At 72.6% G+C, this 18,696-nt stretch carries 17 protein-coding genes and 1 riboswitch; of the genes, 12 read left to right on the top strand and 5 right to left on the bottom strand.

Annotated features, from left to right (window positions below; genetic code table 11):
• The first annotated feature begins 13 nt into the window (after positions 1 to 13).
• The 5 genes from betT to CFT82_RS02065 all read left to right on the top strand — a co-directional run bounded on the left by betT (position 14) and on the right by CFT82_RS02065 (position 5,812).
• A complete protein-coding gene (gene betT, locus CFT82_RS02085) occupies positions 14 to 2,071 on the top strand; it encodes a choline BCCT transporter BetT (protein ID WP_088817431.1) in 2,058 nt (685 codons plus the stop codon).
• A 132-nt stretch (positions 2,072 to 2,203) separates the two neighbouring features.
• Positions 2,204 to 2,295, top strand: a riboswitch (SAM riboswitch).
• A gap of 217 nt (positions 2,296 to 2,512) precedes the next feature.
• Complete coding sequence (locus CFT82_RS02080; protein ID WP_234994232.1) at positions 2,513 to 3,451, top strand: methionine ABC transporter ATP-binding protein; 939 nt, start codon at positions 2,513 to 2,515, stop codon at positions 3,449 to 3,451.
• Entirely contained in the window at positions 3,448 to 4,101 is a 654-nt protein-coding gene (locus CFT82_RS02075; protein ID WP_088817430.1) for a methionine ABC transporter permease, read from the top strand. Before CFT82_RS02080 ends, CFT82_RS02075 begins: the two co-directional genes overlap by 4 nt.
• A gap of 15 nt (positions 4,102 to 4,116) precedes the next feature.
• Positions 4,117 to 4,929, top strand: a complete 813-nt coding sequence (locus CFT82_RS02070) for a MetQ/NlpA family ABC transporter substrate-binding protein (protein ID WP_088817429.1) — start codon at positions 4,117 to 4,119, stop codon at positions 4,927 to 4,929.
• A gap of 64 nt (positions 4,930 to 4,993) precedes the next feature.
• Positions 4,994 to 5,812 (top strand): MetQ/NlpA family ABC transporter substrate-binding protein, encoded by an 819-nt coding sequence (locus CFT82_RS02065; protein WP_088817428.1) that lies wholly within the window; start codon positions 4,994 to 4,996, stop codon positions 5,810 to 5,812.
• A 90-nt stretch (positions 5,813 to 5,902) separates the two neighbouring features.
• Here the strand turns inward: CFT82_RS02065 and CFT82_RS02060 are convergent, their stop codons facing one another.
• Entirely contained in the window at positions 5,903 to 6,829 is a 927-nt protein-coding gene (locus tag CFT82_RS02060) for an immunoglobulin domain-containing family protein (protein ID WP_088817427.1), read from the bottom strand.
• A gap of 55 nt (positions 6,830 to 6,884) precedes the next feature.
• On the bottom strand, positions 6,885 to 7,964 hold the full coding sequence (locus CFT82_RS02055) for a MauE/DoxX family redox-associated membrane protein (RefSeq protein ID WP_088817426.1): 1,080 nt from the start codon (positions 7,962 to 7,964) through the stop codon (positions 6,885 to 6,887).
• Positions 7,965 to 8,180: 216 nt separating this feature from the next.
• On the opposite strand from CFT82_RS02055, the gene CFT82_RS02050 reads away from it, so the two are divergent.
• The 5 genes from CFT82_RS02050 (at position 8,181) to CFT82_RS02030 (ending at position 12,729) form a co-directional block, all read left to right on the top strand.
• A complete protein-coding gene (locus CFT82_RS02050; protein WP_088817425.1) occupies positions 8,181 to 8,924 on the top strand; it encodes a hypothetical protein in 744 nt (247 codons plus the stop codon).
• Positions 8,925 to 8,987: 63 nt separating this feature from the next.
• A complete protein-coding gene (locus tag CFT82_RS02045; protein ID WP_088817424.1) occupies positions 8,988 to 9,611 on the top strand; it encodes a hypothetical protein in 624 nt (207 codons plus the stop codon).
• Positions 9,612 to 9,696: 85 nt separating this feature from the next.
• On the top strand, positions 9,697 to 10,245 hold the full coding sequence (locus CFT82_RS02040; RefSeq protein WP_088817423.1) for a hypothetical protein: 549 nt from the start codon (positions 9,697 to 9,699) through the stop codon (positions 10,243 to 10,245).
• Positions 10,209 to 11,447: an N-acetylglucosamine-6-phosphate deacetylase gene (gene nagA, locus CFT82_RS02035; protein ID WP_234994231.1), complete on the top strand. Its 1,239-nt coding sequence runs from the start codon at positions 10,209 to 10,211 to the stop codon at positions 11,445 to 11,447. Before CFT82_RS02040 ends, nagA begins: the two co-directional genes overlap by 37 nt.
• Before the next feature lie 322 nt (positions 11,448 to 11,769).
• Positions 11,770 to 12,729, top strand: coding sequence for a hypothetical protein (locus CFT82_RS02030; protein ID WP_088817421.1), 960 nt, complete (start codon positions 11,770 to 11,772; stop codon positions 12,727 to 12,729).
• Between the two features lie 187 nt (positions 12,730 to 12,916).
• On the opposite strand, the gene CFT82_RS02025 is transcribed toward CFT82_RS02030, so the two are convergent.
• A complete protein-coding gene (locus CFT82_RS02025; protein WP_088817420.1) occupies positions 12,917 to 14,293 on the bottom strand; it encodes an L-serine ammonia-lyase in 1,377 nt (458 codons plus the stop codon).
• A gap of 217 nt (positions 14,294 to 14,510) precedes the next feature.
• Positions 14,511 to 14,771: a hypothetical protein gene (locus tag CFT82_RS11635; protein WP_159461821.1), complete on the bottom strand. Its 261-nt coding sequence runs from the start codon at positions 14,769 to 14,771 to the stop codon at positions 14,511 to 14,513.
• 13 nt (positions 14,772 to 14,784) lie between these two features.
• Here CFT82_RS11635 and CFT82_RS11630 point away from each other — a divergent pair, with 13 nt between their 5' ends.
• The gene (locus tag CFT82_RS11630; protein ID WP_159461820.1) at positions 14,785 to 15,441 is read left to right on the top strand and encodes a hypothetical protein; all 657 of its coding nucleotides are present in this window, start codon (positions 14,785 to 14,787) and stop codon (positions 15,439 to 15,441) included.
• 52 nt (positions 15,442 to 15,493) lie between these two features.
• Here the strand turns inward: CFT82_RS11630 and CFT82_RS02010 are convergent, their stop codons facing one another.
• Entirely contained in the window at positions 15,494 to 17,311 is a 1,818-nt protein-coding gene (locus CFT82_RS02010; protein WP_088817417.1) for an AMP-dependent synthetase/ligase, read from the bottom strand.
• A 120-nt stretch (positions 17,312 to 17,431) separates the two neighbouring features.
• On the opposite strand from CFT82_RS02010, the gene CFT82_RS02005 reads away from it, so the two are divergent.
• Complete coding sequence (locus CFT82_RS02005; protein WP_234994230.1) at positions 17,432 to 18,688, top strand: DUF445 domain-containing protein; 1,257 nt, start codon at positions 17,432 to 17,434, stop codon at positions 18,686 to 18,688.
• The last annotated feature ends 8 nt before the right edge of the window (positions 18,689 to 18,696 follow it).

The following is an 18,696-nucleotide window of genomic DNA, read 5'->3' as shown; positions in this document are numbered from 1 at the left end:
GAGGAAGGAATCCATGAGCTCCGCCATCTCCGAGGAGTCGATCGCGCCGCCGGACCACGCGGGGGAGGGGCCGCGCGTCGTCTGGCCGGTCCTGGTCTCCGCCGGCCTGGTGACCGCGCTGGTCGCCGGCTGGGCCCTCGTCGCCCCCGAGCAGGCGGCGACCCGGCTGGGGGAGGTGGTCGGGTGGATCGCGAACTGGTTCGGCTGGTTCTACATCGCCCTGGCCACCCTCGTCCTGGTCTTCGTGGTGTACCTGGCCGTGCGGCACTCCGGCGTCCGTCTCGGTGCCGACACCGACCGGCCGGAGTTCTCCACCTTCGCGTGGGCAGCCATGCTCTTCGCCGCCGGCATCGGGACGGACGTCATGTTCTTCGCCGTCGCCGAGCCCGCCACGCAGCTCCTCGCCCCGCCCCAGGCCGAGCCCGGATCGCTCGACGCGGCCCGCGAGGCCACGGTCTGGACCCTCTTCCACTACGGCATCACCGGGTGGGGCATGTACACCCTCATGGGGATCGCCCTGGGCTACTTCGCTCACCGGCGGGGGCTGCCGCTCGCGGTGCGCTCGGCCCTGTACCCCCTGCTCGGGCGCCGCGTGCAGGGTGCAGCCGGTCACGCGGTCGACACCGCCACCGTCCTCGGCACCATCTTCGGCGTGGCCACCTCGCTGGGCATCGGCGTGGTGATGCTCAACGTCGGCATCGACATCCTCTTCGGCACCGGCCAGGGGATCGCCCAGCAGGTCGGCCTGGTCGTCCTGGCCGTGGTGGTGGCCACCATCTCGGCCACCACCGGGGTCGACCGCGGCATCCGGGTGCTCTCCCAGCTCAACGTGGTGCTCGCCATCGCCCTGGCCGCCTGGGTGCTCGTCACCGGGGAGACCGCCTTCCTCCTGCGCGCGGTCACGATGAACGTCGGGGACTACGTCGCGCTCTTCCCGGGCATGACCCTGGACACCATGGCCTTCGAGGACCAGTCCGAGTGGATGAGCGCCTGGACCCTCTTCTTCTGGGCCTGGTGGGTGGCCTGGGCCAGCTTCGTGGGCATGTTCCTGGCCCGCATCTCGCGGGGGCGCACCATCGGCCAGTTCGTCTTCGGCACCCTGACGATCCCCTTCTGCTACATCGTGATGTGGGTCTCGATCTTCGGGAACTCGGCGGTGGAGCGGATCCGCTCCGGTGACGCGGACTTCGGCGAGCTCGCGATGGGCTCCCCGGAGCTGGGATTCTTCACCCTCCTGCAGGACCACCCCCTCCCGCTGCTCCTGGTGGCCGTCGCCACCTTCGTCGGGCTGCTCTTCTACGTGACCTCCGCCGACTCCGGGGCGCTGGTCATGGCCAACCTGTCCTCCCACCTGCCGGACCCGGAGTCCGACGCCCACCCGGTGCTGCGGATCCTCTGGGCCGTGGCCACCGGTGTGCTGACCATCGCCATGCTCCTGGTGGGCGGGATCCCGGCTCTGCAGAGCGCCACCATCGTCATGGGTCTGCCCTTCGCCGTGGTGATGATCCTCGTGATGGTCGGGCTGCACCGGGCGCTGGAGGCCGAGCGCGCCCGGGCCGACGCCCACCGCGCCTCGCTCACCGGGCAGCTCGCCGGGCCCGACGGCCACGGTGAGTCCTGGCGACGCCGCCTCGGCCTGGCCCTGGGCTCCGTGAGCGTCGCACGGGCCACCGAGCGGCTGGAGGGCACGGTGCTTCCGGCGCTGGAGTCGGTGGCCGCCGAGCTGTGCGGGCGCGGGGTCGAGGCCCACGTGCGGGCCAGCGAGGAGATCGAGCAGGGCCGGGTGAAGCGGCGGGCGGCGCTCGTCGTGCCGGCCCCGGAAGGCGCCACGAACGGTGCCGCCGCCGACCCCTTCCGGTACCCGGTCCAGGTGCGCGTGGTGCCCCAGCCGAGCTACGGCGCACGGCTCCTGGAGGCCGACGACACGACCACCCGGCTGGAGGTGGCCCTCCCCACCGGGGAGGTGTACGACGTGCTCGGCTACGACGCCGACGCCCTCTGCCACGACGTGCTCGACCACTACGAGCGCTGGGCCTCTGCACGATCCGCCCTCCACGTCGCGGCCACCTGATCGGCCGAGCTCCGACGCCGAAGGGCGCCGTGCCCCCCTTTCGCGGGGCGCGGCGCCCTTCGCCGTCGACTGGATTTTCCGGCACCTTTCGTCGATTTGCCTCCACGATGCCGACCGTCTACTGTTGCGGCCACGACATCCAGAGCGGTGGAGAGATCTGGCTCTTTGAAACCGCAGCAACCCCCCTGCACGGGCGAGGGTGCTCACGCCAGAAGCGATGGAGGAACCATGCGAATGCACATGCACCAGAGGTCCTGAGCCTCGTACACCCTCGTGGTGACGGGTCAGGCCCTCAGAACCCACCCCCGGAGACCCCGGACGCACCGGTGAGCCCTGTCGGCTCCCGGGAACCGGTCATTCTCCGCCCCCTTTTTCTGTCGTGAGCAGGCCCTTTCGGGGGTCTTTTCGTCGACCCTTCTTCCCGTCCCGCAGGAGTTTCCGTTGATCACCCTGGAGAACGTCTCCAAGACCTACCCCGGACGCCGGGGGAGCGAGCCCGTCCAGGCGCTCACCGAGGTCGACCTCGAGCTCGACCGTGGACTGCTCCACGGCGTCGTCGGCCCCAGCGGGTCCGGCAAGTCCACCCTGGTGCGCCTTCTCAACCTCCTGGAGCGCCCCACCACCGGCCGCGTCGTCGTCGGCGGCCAGGAGCTCACCGCCCTGAGTGCCCGCGAGGTGCGCGCCGCTCGCCGCAGCATCGGCATGATCTTTCAGCACTTCAACCTGCTGGACTCCCGCACCGCCCTGGAGAACGTCGCCCTCCCGCTCGAGCTCGCCGGGGTGGGCCGCGCCGAGTGTCGGGAGCGTGCCGGGGCGCTGCTCGAGCGGGTGGGGCTCGGCCAGCGCGCCGCGGCGCACCCCCGCCAGCTCTCCGGGGGCCAGAAGCAGCGCGTCGCCATCGCCCGTGCCCTGGTGACCGACCCGACGGTCCTGCTCTGTGACGAGGCCACCAGCGCCCTCGACCCCGCGACCACCGCCAGCGTCCTGGACCTGCTGCGCGAGCTCACCGACGACCTCGGCCTCACCACCGTGCTCATCACCCACGAGATGGACGTCATCACCCGGGCCGCGGACACCGCCACCCTCCTGGCCGAGGGGCGCGTCGTGGAGACCGGCCCGCTGGCGCAGGTCGTCAGCCCCGGCCACCGTCTCGCCCAGACCCTCGTGCCCCGCCCGGTCCGCCCGGTGGAGGCCGCCGACCTCCCGACGGATGCCACGGTCCGCACGGTCGACCTCGCCCGGGAGGAGCTCTCCACCGTGCTGGCCGAGCTCGCGGCCACCGGCCACCACGCCGAGGTCCTCGCGGCCCGCGTGGAGAACATCCAGGGTGCCCGCGTCGGCACCATCGACCTCGCCATCCGACAGGGGGCCCGCGCATGACCCGCGAACGACTCACCGACGCACTCGTCGAGGGCACCCTCGACACCCTCTACATGGTCGGGATCTCCTCGGCCGTCGCCGTCCTGCTCGGCGTCCCGCTGGGCGTCCTCCTGGTCATCACCGCCCCCGGCGGCCTCCTGCCCAACCGGTGGGTCAGCGGCGTCGTCGGCGCCCTGGTCAACGCCGGCCGCTCCATCCCGTTCATCATCCTGCTCGTGCTCATCGGCCCGCTCACCAAGGCCGTGGCCGGCACCACCATCGGGCCGGAGGCCGCGGTCGTCCCGCTCACCGTCGGCGCGATCCCCTTCCTGGCCCGCCTCGTCGAGACCGCGCTGCACGAGGTCGACCCCGGCAAGGTGGAGGCCGTCAGCTCGATGGGAGCCACCCGCGCCCAGGTCATTCGCTCGGTCCTCCTCCCGGAGGCCCTGCCCGGACTGATCTCCGCGACCACCGTGATGGTCGTGGCCCTCATCGGCTACTCGGCCATGGCCGGAGCCGTCGGTGGCGGGGGTCTGGGTGACCTGGCCATCCGCAAGGGCTACCAGGCCTTCGACCTCACCGTCACCCTCTGGTGCGTCGCGATCCTCATGGGACTGGTGATCGCCGTGCAGTTCCTCGGCGACCTCCTCGCCCGCGCCGCCCGCCACTGATCCCAGGAGAACGCCATGATCACCCGCCGCCACGCCCTCGCCCTCGGCCTCGGAACGCTCACCCTCCCCGCCCTCAGCGCCTGTGGAGGAGCAGGGGCGACATCGACCACCGGTCCCCTGCGAGTCGGCACCACCCCGGTGCCCCACGCCGAGATCCTCACCTGGATCCACGACCGGGGACTGGACGCCGAGCACGGTTTCGAGCTCGAGGTCGTCGAGTTCACCGACTACGTGCAGCCCAACGTCGCCCTCGACGAGGGCTCGATCGATGCCAACTACTACCAGCACCGACTCTTCCTCGCGGCCCAGGAGGAGGAGGCCGGGTACGCGTTCGACATCGTGGCCCCGGTCACGAACCAGCCGATGGGGATCTACTCCGAGTCCATCACCGACCTCGCCGACCTGCCGCGGCGGACCCGGGTGGCGGTGCCCAACGACCCCGCCAACGGTGCCCGTGGTCTGTGGCTCCTCGAGGAACAGGGGATCATCACCCTCGCAGAGGGCGTCGAGACGCCGCTCCCGGAGGACGTCATCGAGAACCCCCACGAGCTGGACATCGTCCCGCTGGAGGCCGCCCAGCTCCCGCGATCGCTCGGGGACACCGCCCTCGCCGCCATCCCGGGGAACTTCGCGGTCCAGGCGGAGCTCGACCCGCGGACGGCCCTGGTCACCGAGGACCCGGCCGACGAGCGGTTCGCCATCAACGTGGTCACCCGCCCCGAGCTCGTCGAGGACCCCCGGGTCACCGCACTGGTCGAGGTGCTCGGAAGCCGCGAGGTCGGCCAGTTCATCCAGGACACCTGGAAGGGCGTCGTCGTGCAGCTCTGACCCGCCCGTGCCCCGTCCCCACCCCCGTCGACAGCTCTCCACCACCTGACCGAAGGAGCCCACCATGCACCGCACCCTGACCCGCCGCACCGCCCTGGCCCTCACCGCCACCCTCGCTCTCGGCCTCTCCGCCTGTGGCGGGGACGAGCAGGCCGGTGGGGGAGAGAACCCCACCCTGCGCATCGGGGTGAGCCCGGTGCCACACGGCGAGATCCTCCAGGAGGTCGCCGACAGCCTGCCGGAGGACGCCGGCTACTCCGTGGAGATCGTCGAGTTCACCGACTACATCCAGCCCAACGAGGCGCTGGAGGCCGGGGACCTGGACGCCAACTACTTCCAGCACCAGCCGTACCTCGACGAGCAGGTGCAGGCCCGCGGGTACGACTTCGAGGCCCTCGGCCCGGTCCACCTGGAGCCGCTCGGCCTGTACTCGGAGCAGGTCGATGCCCCCGACGCCCTGGGCGAGGACAGCGAGATCGCCATCCCCAACGACCCCTCCAACGGTGGCCGGGCCCTCCAGCTGCTCGCCGACCACGGGATCCTGGAGCTCGCCGACACCGGCGACAAGGCCCCGACCGTCGACGACGTCACCTCCGGGCCGGAGATCACCGAGCTCGAGGCCGCCCAGCTGCCCCGCTCCCTCGGGGACGTCGACGCCGCGGTGGTCAACGGCAACTACGCGATCGAGGCGGACCTCTCCCCGAAGGACGACGCCCTGGCCGTCGAGGACGCCCAGGACAACCCCTACGCCAACCTGCTCGTGACCACCGCCGACCGCAAGGACGACGAGCACCTCACGAAGCTCCTCGAGGCGCTGCAGTCGCAGGAGACCGAGCAGTTCATCGACGAGCAGTACGACGGCGCGGTCATCGCCGCGAGGTGACCGGGGCGCCCCGCGCATGAACCGGCCCGCCACGGAAGGCTCTTCCGTGGCGGGCCGGTTCATGCGCGTCAGGCGCGGATCAGCGGGTGATCAGGCGCTGGGCGGGGGCGGCGGCGGGGTCTGGCCGCCACCGGTCGGGCCGTCGTCACGACGGTCGCCGAGGTCGTCGGCGTCCCAGCGCTGGGCACCGTGGACCTGGCCGCTGGACTCGTTGAAGGACGGGCCCTGCTGGCCGGCGTCCGGCTGGCCGTACGGGGAGGAGCCACCCTCGGTCTGACCGTACGGGGCCTGGCCGTAGGAGGACGAGCCACCCTCGGTCTGGCCGTACTGGCCCGGGGCCGGGGGAGCGGTCTGCTCCGGCGTCGACTGGCCGTACTGCGGGGCGGCCGGCTGACCGTAGGTCTGCTGGCCGTAGCCCGGCTGGCCCTGGTCGTACTGACCCGGGGCCGGCGGCACGGCGCCACCCTGGGTGTACGGGGCCGAGCGGGAGAACTGGTCCTGGTAGGTGCCCGAGGTGTAGCTGGTCTGGGCCTGGTTCTTCTTGCGGCGGCCGAAGAACCACAGCAGACCACCGACGACCAGCAGCAGCAGGCCGAGCGGGATCAGCAGGATGGCACCCAGGGCACCCAGGCCGATGGCGATCATGTCGCCGAGGGAGGCGGGACCGGTGATCTCCATGCCAGACCCGTCACAGGTCACCGCGTAGCTGCCTGCGGACTCGGCCTGCACGACACCGACGATGGTCTCCTCGCCGGCGGAACCGCTGGTCCCCGACGGGGGGGCGGTGAAGGTGGCGCCCTCGGGGCTCACGGTGCACGTCGCGTCGGCCGAGTCGCCGACCACCATCCGGGTCTCGCCCTCCTCCATCTCCACGGTGGCCGGGAGCGGCTGCGCGGCGTTCAGAGCATCCGCGAGGTCGTTCCCCCGCATGCCGGCCAGGACGGCGCCGATGATGCCGAGGATCAGTGACAGGACCCCCAGTGCGGTCAGAATCTTGCCGAACAGCTTCATCGGCATCCCTCCTCAGGTTGTGTGGGCACCGGGCGTGCCCTGTGGGAGGACGGTACCGCTCTCAGGCGCCGGTCGGCCGGGAGGTGAAGCCCATGCTGCTGCCCGGGGAGCTCACCGGCGGCACCGGCGGACGCGCCTGACCCTCCACCGATGCCAGCTCGGCCTCGATGTCGTCGATGAACGACACCGCCGTCGGCGCCCCGGCCACCGGGCCGCCGGCCAGCAGCTGGTCGGCGCCGAGCAGCACCGCGCTCGGGGAGCGGTGGACCTGGAACATCGTCCGGAACTGGCCGTGCTCGTCCCAGGCGAGCTCGCACCCCTCCGGGATGCGCTCGTCGTCCTGCGCCGTCGGGGTGGTGGCCACGAGCATGACCCCGATCTCCGGATGCTCCCGGGCGAACCGTCCGGCCCGCTCGATCGCCGGGACGCAGCTGCCGCACCCCAGCGACACCCACAGCATCAGCCAGGCGCGCCCGGCGGCCAGGTCCCGGACCTGGACCGGCCCGTCGGCACCGGTCACCTCGGCGAAGGGGACCGGCAGCCGCAGGTAGTCCTCCAGCTCCTCGTCGGGGACCTCGCGGCTCGCCGCGCCGCCCCCTTCCGGTGCCGACTCGTCCTCGCCACTCCCGATGAGGCGGGTCAGCGCCACCGCAGCCAGCACGACGAGCAGCCACCACCAGGTGCCCGTGTCTCCCAGGCGGGCGAGGACGCTGCCGCCGGTCGCCGCGTCGGCCACCGCCACGGCACCCAGGACGACCAGGAGGAGATTGCGCACGACCGTGGTGCGGGTGACCGTGCCCTGGCCCAGCCTGCCGAAGCAGCCGCAGGTCACCGGCACATCGAAGCCCAGCGCCCGCACGATGAGCACCGTGTAGACGATCCCCAGCCCCAGGGCCGCCACCGCCGGCAGCCAGAACCACGGGTGCGGCAGCACCAACAGCAGCACGGCGAGCAGGATCTCCGCCGGGCCGAGCAGCCGGGGCGCGAAGGACTCGCTCAGCCAGCGGGGCAGGCGCAGCTCGCGGAAGGCGCTGCGCGTGCTCTCCCCGTCGAGCACCTTCGCGACCCCGCTCGTGCCGTAGACGAGAGCCAGCAGGAGGGCCGCACCTGCCGCGGCGGTGGGGAGGGTCGCAGAATCCATGTGCAGATCATCCCACCCGGCACCGGCTGGGATCTCCCACGCTCACCAGGTGCGTACGACCGGAGTTCCGCCGGAGACAGGGGGTGTCCTTCCGGGGGCGGAGATCGGCGACCTGCGGTGCAGAAAAGCGGGGGTGTGCGCGCTCGCACTGGCACAGTGCGGGGTGGAGGCGCCCTGCGCCGCACGACAACCCACCCCCGAGGAGCCACTTTCCCCATGAGCACCCCCCAGCCCGGCAGCTACCCGCCCCCACCCGGCCAGGGGCCCGGAGGCGGGCGCGACCCATACGCCCAGCCGGCGGGTGAGCACCCGTACGGCGACCAGGGAGCCCACGGCGGGCAGCCCCAGTACGGGGTGCAGAGCCCCTACGCCGGTCAGGGCGCTCCCGGGGCCCCGCCGCAGTACGGGCAGCCGGCTCACGGTGCCGGTGCTGCGTCCGGGCAGCCTGGCCAGTACGGGCAGTACGGGCAGTACGGCCAGCCCGGTCCGGCAGGGGACGGAAGCCGCCCGAAGCCGCTCTCCCTGGCGGTGAAGCTCATGTGGGCCGGCGCGCTCGCCTCGCTGCTGCACGGCCTCACCTGGCTGCTGGCCCGGGGGGAGTTCGTGGAGGGCTTCCTGGAGTCCGCGCAGGAGGACAGCGCCGACTTCACCACCAGCGACCTGGAGGCTCTCGCCAACGCCATCTTCGTCGGTCTGCTGCTCTTCTTCGTGGTCTGTGCCGCGCTCTGGGCGCTGCACGCCTGGGCCAACGGCAAGGGCCACATGTGGGCCCGCATCACCGGCACCATCCTCGGCGTGCTGTGGATCATCGCCACCCTGCCGGCCTTCCTCGGTCTGCTCGCCGGGGACCTCGCCTCGATCCTCATGTCCCTGACGGCCATGCTCATCGGGTTCATCGCGCTGGTGACGATCATCCTGCTCTGGAACCCGAGCAACCGGGTGTACTTCCAACGCCGCTGACGGACCTCCTGAGCCCCTTCTCCCTTCCCCCTGAACCCTGTCCGAAACCAGAAAGGACTCACCATGAGCCAGAACCCCAACCCCGGTGCCTACCCGCCCCCGCCCGGCCAGGGCGGCCAGCCGGGTTACGGCGGCCAGCTGAACCAGAGCGATCAGCCGAGCTACGGCGGCTACGCCCCTGCCCCGGGCACCGACGACGCCTACGGCGCCCGTCAGCCGGTCGCCCGCCCCAAGGCCGTCGACACCGCCGTGAAGCTCATGTACGCCGGCGCCGGCCTGTGGCTGCTGAACCTCATCGTCCCCTTCCTCATGAAGGGACAGATCGAGGAGCAGGTGCGCGAGCAGCTCGAGGCCAGCGGCGAGGTGGTGGACCAGAGCCTCGTGGACACCACCCTGATGGGAAGCCTGATCTTCGGGGTCGTCCTCGGCCTCGTGGGTGTGGGGCTGTGGCTGCTGCACGCCTGGGCGAACGGCAAGGGCATGAGCTGGGCCCGCATCACCGGCACGATCCTCGGTGTCCTGTCGGTCCTCTCCACCCTCCTCGGCCTGGTCGGGATGGGGATGGGCATCGGTGCCGGCGGGAACGTCCTCAGCATGATCCTCAGCATCCTCGGCCTGCTCATCTCGCTGGGGGCCATGTGGTTCATGTGGCGCCCGGAGAACAAGGCCTTCTACGGCCAGCGCTGACCCGCGCGGGGGCCATGCCCGAGCCCCGAGGGGCCTTCGCCAGCAGGTGCTGGTGGGGGCCCCTTCTCCGTGCGAGGATCCCGGCATGAGCCCCCACGCCGCGACCCCGTCGGGACCGGTGCAGCAGTCGCCCGCGCACCGAGTGCCGGGGCCGGTGCGTGCTTCCCAGGCGCTGCTGCTCGTCGGGTTGCTCCTGAGCGGCCTGTGGGCCTTCGGCGCGACGCAGGGGTGGTGGGTCGACCTCGAGGCCACCAGCACCGCCGTCGACGAGACCGAGATCAGCACGGCCGCGAGCGGGCGTGGGTGGGACCTCCCTGACGACGGCGAGGAGTTGCGCCGGATGCTCAACGGGACCTCCGTCGTGCTGGCCGTGGTCAGTGGGCTGGGCTGGGTGGTCGCGCTGCTGATGGTGCGCCAGCGGGTGCCCATGGCCCGGGGATTCCTGGCGGGTCTGTGGGTCGTCGGGGTCCTGCTGCTCGGCCGGTGGGTGGCCGGCGCGGGTCTCGTGAACTCCGCCGCCCTGCAGGCTCTGGCGCTGGCGATGCTCGGCGTGGGGCTGGCGGCCACTGCCTTGCTCTTCCTGCCATCGGCTCGTCGGTGGACCGAGGCCGCCACCGCCTACCGGCCGGTCTGACCGTGGGGGTGCTGCGGGCCGGGCAGGTCTTCGACGGGGAACGTCTCACCGGGCCGGGGGAGGTTCGTTGGGAGGGCGACCGCCTCACGCTGGTGGGGGCGCCGGAGACTGGTCGGGCAGTGGAGGGCCAGGGCGCCGGGGGTGGGCGCAGGGAGCCCTGCCTGGAGCTGCCCGCCGGGTGGACCGTGGCGCCGGGCTTCGTCGACGTCCACTGCCACGGCGGGGGTGGGGCCGCTTTCACCGAGGGCGCCGAGGCCGTCCGACGGGCGGTGGGCACCCATCGCCGGGCCGGTACCACGTCCGTCATGGCCTCCACGGTCACCGCACCCCTCCCTGCCCTGCGCGAACAGCTGGCGGTGCTGGGTGAGGCTGTGGTCGAGGGTGATCTGCTGGGGGTGCATCTGGAGGGGCCGTGGCTGGCGCCGGGCAAGGCCGGGGCGCACGACCCGGGCTTGCTGCGGGCGCCCGACGTCGCGGAGTTCGATGCGATGCAGGCGGCGGCAGGGGGCACGGTCCGGATGGTCACCGTGGCGCCCGAGCCGTCCGGCGGGGAGGAGCTCGTGCGGCACCTGGCGGAGCGCGGCGTGGTGGCCGCCGTGGGCCACACCGAAGCGACGCTCGAGGAGGCTCGCCGGGCCCTGGGCGCAGGGGCGAGTGCCTTCACGCACCTCTTCAACGCGATGCGACCGCTGCACCACCGGGAGCCGGGGCCGGTGCTGACCGCCCTGCAGGACGACCGGGCGTGGGTGGAACTCATCGCCGACGGGGTGCACCTCGCCCCGGACGTGCTCGGGTGGGCCCTGCGGGCGCTCGGGGAGCGGGCCGTCCTGGTCTCGGACGCGATGGCCGCCGCGGGTGCGCCCGACGGGGACTACCGGCTGGGTAGTCTCGACGTGCGTGTCGAGGCTGGTGTGGCACGGCTGGCACCCGGGGACGGGGACGCCGGGGGCGGGGCCATCGCCGGAAGCACGCTCACGCTGGAGCGGGCGGTGCGCTTCGCGATCGAGGGGGCGGGGGTGGAGCCGGTCGCGGCCCTGCGGGCGGCCACCTCGGCGCCCGCGGCCATGGTCGGCGCAGCGGACGTCGGTCATCTGCGCCCCGGGGCGTGGGCCGATCTCGTGGTGCTCGACGCCGGGTGGACGGTCCGCGGCGTGCTCCGGCACGGTCAGTGGGTGCGGCCCCGGGAGGTCCCCGGGGCCTGAACCCACCACCCCCACCGCAGGCCCCCACCGCCGCCACCACAGGCTCACCGCCGCCACCACAGGCCCACGGTTCTGCAGAGGAATCACGGTTCACTCAGGGTGGGACTGGACGAGAACGGTGATTCTGGCCGGGGCCCACTCAGACGGCCCCGGGCCGCTCCAGACTTCCGTCCGATGCCGCGCCCCCTCGCCCACCGGCCCCAGCGCCCCGGCCCTGCGGCCATCCACACCGCCCAGTGCCGCACCGGGTCCGTCCTCGATCCATCCACAGGCACATCGCGCCCCACCACCGGGGAAACGGACGGCCGGGCACGCTCGCAGCGTGGACATCCCACCTAGACTCTTCTCCCGGGGGGTCGTCTGGCGCGACGACCTGGCCCGGCTGAGCACGATCCGCGCGCACGGGATCACCGACGCAGCGGTCCACCGTGCGATCGCTCGGGGCGCTGCGTGGCGACCGGCTCCCGGCGTGCTGGCCGCCGGCCCTCCTCCTGCTCGCGCCGCCGAACGGCACCTGCTCCGGACCACAGCCCATCTGCTCAAGCGCCCCGGGCACTGCGCCACCGCGACCAGCGCGCTCGTGCTGCACGGCCTGCCCGTCCTGGGGGACGACGAACCAGTCCATCTCGGTGCCCCTCACCACCGGGACCGGCGCCGGGCCATGGGCCCCGTGGTGCTGCATCGTCATCAGGAGGAACCGGAGGTCGTGACCCCACCGGGGTGCACCTCGCCCTGGCCCGTCACCCACCTCACCCGTGCGCTGGTGCGGCACGCGATGGAACCGGGTCGTCACCTGCCCTGGGCGGTGGTCCCGTGGGACGCGGCCCTCCACGCCGGGATGGTGACCCGGACCGAGATCGCCGCCGAGCTGACCACCGGGTTGAAGGGCGTGGGCACGGCGAGGGCGGCACTGGCTCTCGTGGACCCTGCGTGCGAGTCACCGGGCGAGACGTTGACGCGCGTCCCCTTGGTCCTGGCTGGTCTGCGACCGCGCTCGCAGGTGGTGCTGCGCACACGCCGCGGTGAATTCCGGGTAGACCTGCTGCTGGAGGACGAGGGCGTGATCGTGGAGTTCGACGGTGTGGTGAAGTACGGCTCGGCAGGTGGTAGGGAGGCCCTCGTCCTCGAGAAGGACAGGGAGGACGCACTGCGGGAGCTCGGCTACACCGTGGTGCGGGTGCGTTGGCATGACGTCGTCAGCGAGCAGGGGCGGAAGCAGCTGGTGCAACGGGTGCGGCAGGCCGCGACCGGGCCATGGCGGAGTGGTCGGCTGCCTGGGTGATCCCCAGGCGTCGGCTGGGTGGCTTCGGGGGGCTGGCCGGGTGGGTCCCGATAGAAGCCGTCGGCTGAGGCGGCCCGACCAGGATCACCGTTCTCGTCCAGACCCACCATGAGTGAACCGTGATTCCTCTGCAGAACCGTGGACCTGCGGCGGGGGCGGTGGATCTGTGGCGGGGGCGGCGGGCGCCTCAGCACTCGATGACGTTCACCGCCAGCCCGCCGCGGGCCGTCTCCTTGTACTTCACCTTCATGTCCTGGCCGGTCTCGCGCATGGTCTTCACGACCTTGTCGAGGCTCACGATGTGCGAGCCGTCACCGCGCAGGGCGGTCCGGGCCGCGGTGATCGCCTTCACCGAGGCCACCGCGTTGCGCTCGATGCAGGGGATCTGCACCAGGCCGCCCACCGGATCGCAGGTGAGCCCCAGGTTGTGCTCCATGCCGATCTCCGCAGCGTTCTCCACCTGCGCCGGGGTTCCCCCGATGACCTGGGCGAAGGCGCCGGCCGCCATGGCGCAGGCCGAGCCGACCTCACCCTGGCAGCCCACCTCGGCGCCGGAGATCGAGGCGTTCTCCTTGAAGATCACGCCGATGGCCCCCGCGGTGAGCAGGAAGTCCACGACCCCCTCCTCGTCGGCGCCGGGGAAGAACTCCACGTAGTAGTGCAGTACCGCCGGGATGATGCCGGCTGCACCGTTCGTGGGGGCGGTGACCACCCGGCCGCCGGAGGCGTTCTCCTCGTTGACCGCCAGCGCGTAGACGGTGATCCAGTCCATGCCCGACAGCGGGTCGTGCGCATCGCCCTCGGTCTCCTGCAGGTGACGCCACAGCCCCGGGGCGCGTCGCGGCACCTTGAGCCCACCCGGCAGGGTGCCCTCGGCATGGGTGCCGTTGCGGACGCACTCGCGCATGACCTCCCAGATCTTCAGCAGACCGGACCGGACCTCCTCCTCGGAGCGCCAGACGGTCTCGTTGGCCATCATCACCTGCGGGATGGTCAGGCCGGTCTCGCGGCAGATCTCCAGCAGGCGGTCACCGGTCGTGAAGTGATGGGGCAGGTCGGTGTCGTCCTCGACGATCTGCGTGGACCCGTCAGCCCCCTCGTTCACGACGAATCCGCCGCCCACCGAGTAGTAGACGTGCTCGCTGAGCACCTCCCCGGCGGCGTCGTAGGCGGTGAAGCTCATGCCGTTCGGGTGGACCGGCAGCGTCTTGCGGCGGTGCAGGACGAGATCGCGGTCCTCGTCGAAGGCGATCTCGCGCCCCCCGTTGAGCGGCAGGCGCTTCTCGGTGCGGATCCGCTCCAGCGTGCCCTCCACGGCGCGCGGGTCGCAGATCTCCGGGCGCTCGCCGGACAGGCCGAGCATGACGGCCTTGTCCGACCCGTGGCCCACGCCGGTGGCGCCCAGCGAGCCGAAGAGCTGGGAGTGGATCCGCTCCACCCGGTCCAGCACGCCCTCCTCCTCGAGCCGCTCGGCGAACATCACGGCCGCCCGCATCGGACCGACGGTGTGCGAGCTCGAGGGGCCGATGCCGATGGAGAACAGGTCGAAGACGCTCAGGGCCACGGGCGCTCCTTCTGAGGTGGGATCCGTGCCGACGGTGGCCGGCACCGCCCGCAGTCTCGCACGCGATCACCGCGGAGGACAGGGCCTGATCCGCGTCGCGGGGGAATCGGCCCCCTGGCGTAGGATTCGTCCACAGCCGCGGCGTGCGCGGGCCCCTCCCCGGACGCCACCGAGCACCCTCCATCCCGATCAGCCAGGAGCCCTGGATGCCCACCGATCAGTCCACCCGCACCACCGGAACAGCGCGCCCCCTGGGGCGGCGTCTGACGGGTGTCGCGGTGGCCGTGGCCATGACGGCGACGCTCTCCGGCTGCGGCACCATCTCCATCGGGGGGTCGGGGGAGACCACGGCCTCGGAGAGCTCGACCACCTCCGGGGCGTCGGTCGAGCCGACGACGGCCAGCTCGACCGACACCGCCTCGAGCGCCCCGTCCTCCACCTCGTCCCCGAGCGGGAGCAGCAGCTCGGCCGAGCCCACCTCGCAGGGCTCCGTGAGCTCTGACGCGGACCCCTCGCCCTCCTCCGGCGAGGAGACCTGGGGGAGCAGCTCGGCCGCCTCCGGGAGCAGCGCCTCCCGCGACGCCTCGCCCTCCTCCGGCGAGTCCTCGCGGGAGTGGAAGGGTTCGTCCTCCAGCGGCTCGGAGTCCGGTTCCGAGTCCGCCTCCGAGTCCGCCTCCGAGGAGTCGTCCGGCTCCTCCGGGCAGGACGACGGCTCCACCCCCGCCGATGCGCGCGGTCGCGTGGTGGAGTCCCCGGGCATCCCGCACCGGGGGGAGGCCTACCGCTGGCCCTCCGGCCTGGTGGTCCACGTCTCCGAGGGCGAGTCCTACTTCCCGTCGCTGGCCGCCGCCGGCACGGAGGGCTACTCGGACTTCATGCGCTACGAGATCACCCTCACCAACCGCTCCCACGAGGCCTTCCGGCTCAGCGACCTGCGCATCGGCGGCCAGAGCGGCGGGGACAAGGCCTCCCCGGTCTACGACTCCGGCAACGGCATCAACTCGCTGCCGGCCTCCAAGCTCGAGGTCGGCCAGACCACGAGCTTCCCGGTGGCCTTCGGCGTGCGCGATCCCGAGGACACGGTCCTGGACGTCGTGCAGGCCTTCGACCTGTCCGACCGGGTGGTCTTCCTCCAGCCCGCGAAGTGAGCGCTCCGGCGGTGACCGCCTGGCCGGGCGCTCACCGCCGGAGGGTGACCCCTCAGCCGTAGAGGGCGTCGATCTCCTCGGCCCACTTCTCGGCCACCACCCGGCGCTTCACCTTGAGCGTCGGCGTGAGCTCGCCGCCCTCCATCGTGAACGGCTCGGGGGCCACGAGCACCTTGGTGATCCGCTCGTAGCGCGCCATGCCCGCGGTGAGCGCGGTGACGCGGCGGGTCGCCTCGGCCTGGATCTCCTCCGCGCTCGCACCGGGGAGCAGCTCGGCCTGGACCGCCTGGTCGAGCGAGACGACGGCGGTCAGGTAGGGCCGGTTGTCGCCCACCACCATCGAGTACTCGATGAGGTCGTCGCTGTCGATGACGTTCTCGATGCCGGCGGGGGAGATGTTGCGCCCGCCGTCGGTGACGATGATGTCCTTCGTCCGGCCGGTGATGCTCAGGAAGCCCTCGTCGTCCAGCTGGCCGATGTCGCCGGTGCGGAACCAGCCGTCCTCGGTGAAAGCGCCCGGGGCGGGGTCGTTGCCCTCGAGGTCGGGCAGGTAGCCGGCAAACACGCCCTCGCCGCGGACCTGGATCTCGCCCTCTCCGTCCTTGAGGTCGTTGTCCTCCACCGGCACGAGGCGGATCTCCATGCCCTGGATGACCTTGCCGACCGTGCCGAAGCGCCACTCCTCGGCGCCCCGGAAGCTGATGACCGGCGAGGTCTCCGAGAGGCCGTAGCCCGGCGAGACCAGCACGCCGGCGGCGAGCAGGAACTCCTCGATCTCGCGGCGCAGCGCGGCGCCGCCGGAGGCCATGCACACCTTGTCGCCGCCGAGGGCGTCGCGGATGTTGTGGAGCACGAGCAGGTCGGCCACCTTGTACGCGGCCTCGGTCACCGGGTCGACCGGCTTGCCCGTGAACCTCAGCATGTTCCGGCGGCGGCCGATGGCGAGCGACCACCGCATGAGGGCCTGCTTGACCGGCGAGCCGGCCACCTTGGCCTGGGCGCCGGAGTACACCCGCTCGTAGAGGCGCGGCACGCTCACCATGACCTGCGGCTGCGCGGCCACGAGCAGGTCCGCCACCTCGCGCGGGTTACGGCAGTAGGAGATCGAGAAGCCCTGCTGCACGCCGAGCGCGGTCCAGGCGCGCTCGAAGGCGTGGGAGAGGGGCAGGAAGCTCAGCGAGCGCAGCCCGGGCTGGTAGGCGAAGCCGTCGATGATGGGCTGGAACTGGGTGGTGAAGTTGCGGTGCGTGAGCGGCACGGCCTTGGGGGTGCCGGTGGTGCCGGAGGTGTAGAGGATCGTCGCGAGCGCGTCCAGGTCGGCGTTCTCGAGGCGGCGGGCCAGCTCGTCGTGGGCGGCCTGCGGGGCGCGACCGCCGGCGGCGATGGCCTCCTCGAGGTCGACGACCGGGATCCCGCCGAGGTGGGCGCCGGCGGCCTCGTCGCGCGCCTCGGGGCTGCACTCCACGGCGACGACCACCCGCACGGAGGTTCCCCGCACCATGTCCGAGACCTTGCCCAGCTCCTCGTCCCCCAGGGTGGCCACGACCGAGGCGTCGGAGTGCTTGAGCACGTAGTTCTTCTGCTCCGCCCCGGAGGACAGGTGCACCGGCACCAGGGTGCCGCCGGCGCTGGTGGCCGCGTAGTCCACCACCGTCCAGGCGGGGCAGTTGGGGGCCACGAGGGCCACCCGGTCGCCCACGGCGAAACCCCCCTCCACGAGCCAGGCCGCGAGATCCGTCACCCGCTCCAGGAGCTGGGCGTAGGTCCACTCGTGCCAGGTCCCGTCGACGAGCTCCCGCTGGGCCACGAGCTCCGGGTGCGCCCGGGCGGTGGCCGTGAGCTGGTGGGGGAGCGGGGCGAGAGAGTTCATGAGCTGCCTTCCACCGGGGACGGCCGGCCCGGTGGCCGGCCCGCGGACCCTCGCCGCGGTGGGGCAAACCCTACGTGCCCCACCTCGCACGGTGCGGGCACGAGGGGTGAGGATGGCCCCATGAACGCCACACGGGTGGAGATCGGGGCCGCGGCGGCAGGGTCCGCAGGGGCAGCACCGGTGCGCCGCATGCAGCTCATGGCCACCGGACTGCTCGGGCTGGCGGCGGTGGTCTTCCTGGTCACCCCCGACGACGGGGCCTGGGGCTACCTGCACGCCGCGGCGGAGGCCGCCATGGTCGGCGCGATCGCGGACTGGTTCGCCGTCACCGCCCTCTTCCGGCACCCGCTCGGGCTGCCGATCCCGCACACGGCGATCATCCCGCGCCGCAAGGACGACATCGGGGCCGCGCTGGAGGACTTCGTGGCCCAGAACTTCCTCACCCCCGCCGCGATCGGACAGCGCTGGCGGCAGGCCGAGGTCTCGCGACGCGTGGCCGGCTGGGTGGCCCGCCCGGAGAACGCCCGGTCGGTGGTCACCGAGGCGCTGCCGGCCCTCCGCCGCGGGCTGCGGGCCGCGGACCGGGAGTTCGCCCGGGACCTGGCCGGCGAGCACCTGCTGCCCCGCCTGGCCCGCGAGCCGCTCGCCCCGCTGGCCGGGCGGTGGATGGAGGAGGTGCTGCGCACCGGCGCCCACACCCGGGCGGTGGACCTTGTCGTGGACGAGGTGGAGGCCTGGCTGACGGCCAACCCGGCCAAGGTCCAGTTCATCCTCCGCACCCGCGCCCCCTGGTGGTCCCCGCACTGGGTGGACGAGCAGGTGGCCGGACGGGTGCACGCCGAGCTGCTCGCCTGGGTGCGGGACGTCCAGCGCACCCCCGACCACCGGGTGCGGGCGAGCGTGGACGAGCTGCTCACCGAGCTGGCCCGGGACCTCCAGCTCGATGCCGGGACCCAGGAGGCGATGGCCGCGATGCAGCTGCGCGTGCTCACCGACCCGGCCACCGCCGGTGCCGTCGCCGACCTGTGGGAGGGCCTCCAGACCGTCCTGCTGGAGGAGCTCGCCGAGCCGGACGCGCCCATGCCCCGCCGCCTGGCCCGGGCGCTCGCCGAGGCGGCCGGGAGCCTCGCGGACGACGCCGGGGCCTGCCGGGGGCTCGACGACCGCTCGGCCGAGGTGGTGTCCGGGCTGGTGGACCGTCACGGGGCCGAGATCGCCGGGGTCATCGGCTCCACCGTCGAGAGCTGGGACGCCCGGGAGACCGCGGACCTGCTGGAGTCCTACGTGGGCCGCGACCTGCAGTTCATCCGCATCAACGGCACCGTCGTGGGTGGCCTGGTCGGGCTCCTCCTGCATGCCGCTGGTCAGTTCCTCTGAGGGTTTCC

The sequence above is a fragment of the Kytococcus aerolatus genome (assembly GCF_900187395.1).
GTDB lineage: Bacteria > Actinomycetota > Actinomycetes > Actinomycetales > Dermatophilaceae > Kytococcus > Kytococcus aerolatus.
This window is presented reverse-complemented; position numbering and strand designations above follow the sequence as displayed.

Bases quoted from the DNA above. Each gene is read 5' to 3' on its own strand.
- betT (WP_088817431.1), top strand. From the start codon at position 14: ATGAGCTCCGCCATCTCCGAGGAGTCGATCGCGCCGCCGGACCACGCG.
- CFT82_RS02075 (WP_088817430.1), top strand. From the start codon at position 3,448: ATGACCCGCGAACGACTCACCGACGCACTCGTCGAGGGCACCCTCGAC.
- CFT82_RS02070 (WP_088817429.1), top strand. From the start codon at position 4,117: ATGATCACCCGCCGCCACGCCCTCGCCCTCGGCCTCGGAACGCTCACC.
- CFT82_RS02065 (WP_088817428.1), top strand. From the start codon at position 4,994: ATGCACCGCACCCTGACCCGCCGCACCGCCCTGGCCCTCACCGCCACC.
- CFT82_RS02060 (WP_088817427.1), bottom strand. From the start codon at position 6,829: ATGCCGATGAAGCTGTTCGGCAAGATTCTGACCGCACTGGGGGTCCTG.
- CFT82_RS02055 (WP_088817426.1), bottom strand. From the start codon at position 7,964: ATGGATTCTGCGACCCTCCCCACCGCCGCGGCAGGTGCGGCCCTCCTG.
- CFT82_RS02050 (WP_088817425.1), top strand. From the start codon at position 8,181: ATGAGCACCCCCCAGCCCGGCAGCTACCCGCCCCCACCCGGCCAGGGG.
- CFT82_RS02045 (WP_088817424.1), top strand. From the start codon at position 8,988: ATGAGCCAGAACCCCAACCCCGGTGCCTACCCGCCCCCGCCCGGCCAG.
- CFT82_RS02040 (WP_088817423.1), top strand. From the start codon at position 9,697: ATGAGCCCCCACGCCGCGACCCCGTCGGGACCGGTGCAGCAGTCGCCC.
- CFT82_RS02010 (WP_088817417.1), bottom strand. From the start codon at position 17,311: ATGAACTCTCTCGCCCCGCTCCCCCACCAGCTCACGGCCACCGCCCGG.
- CFT82_RS02005 (WP_234994230.1), top strand. From the start codon at position 17,432: ATGAACGCCACACGGGTGGAGATCGGGGCCGCGGCGGCAGGGTCCGCA.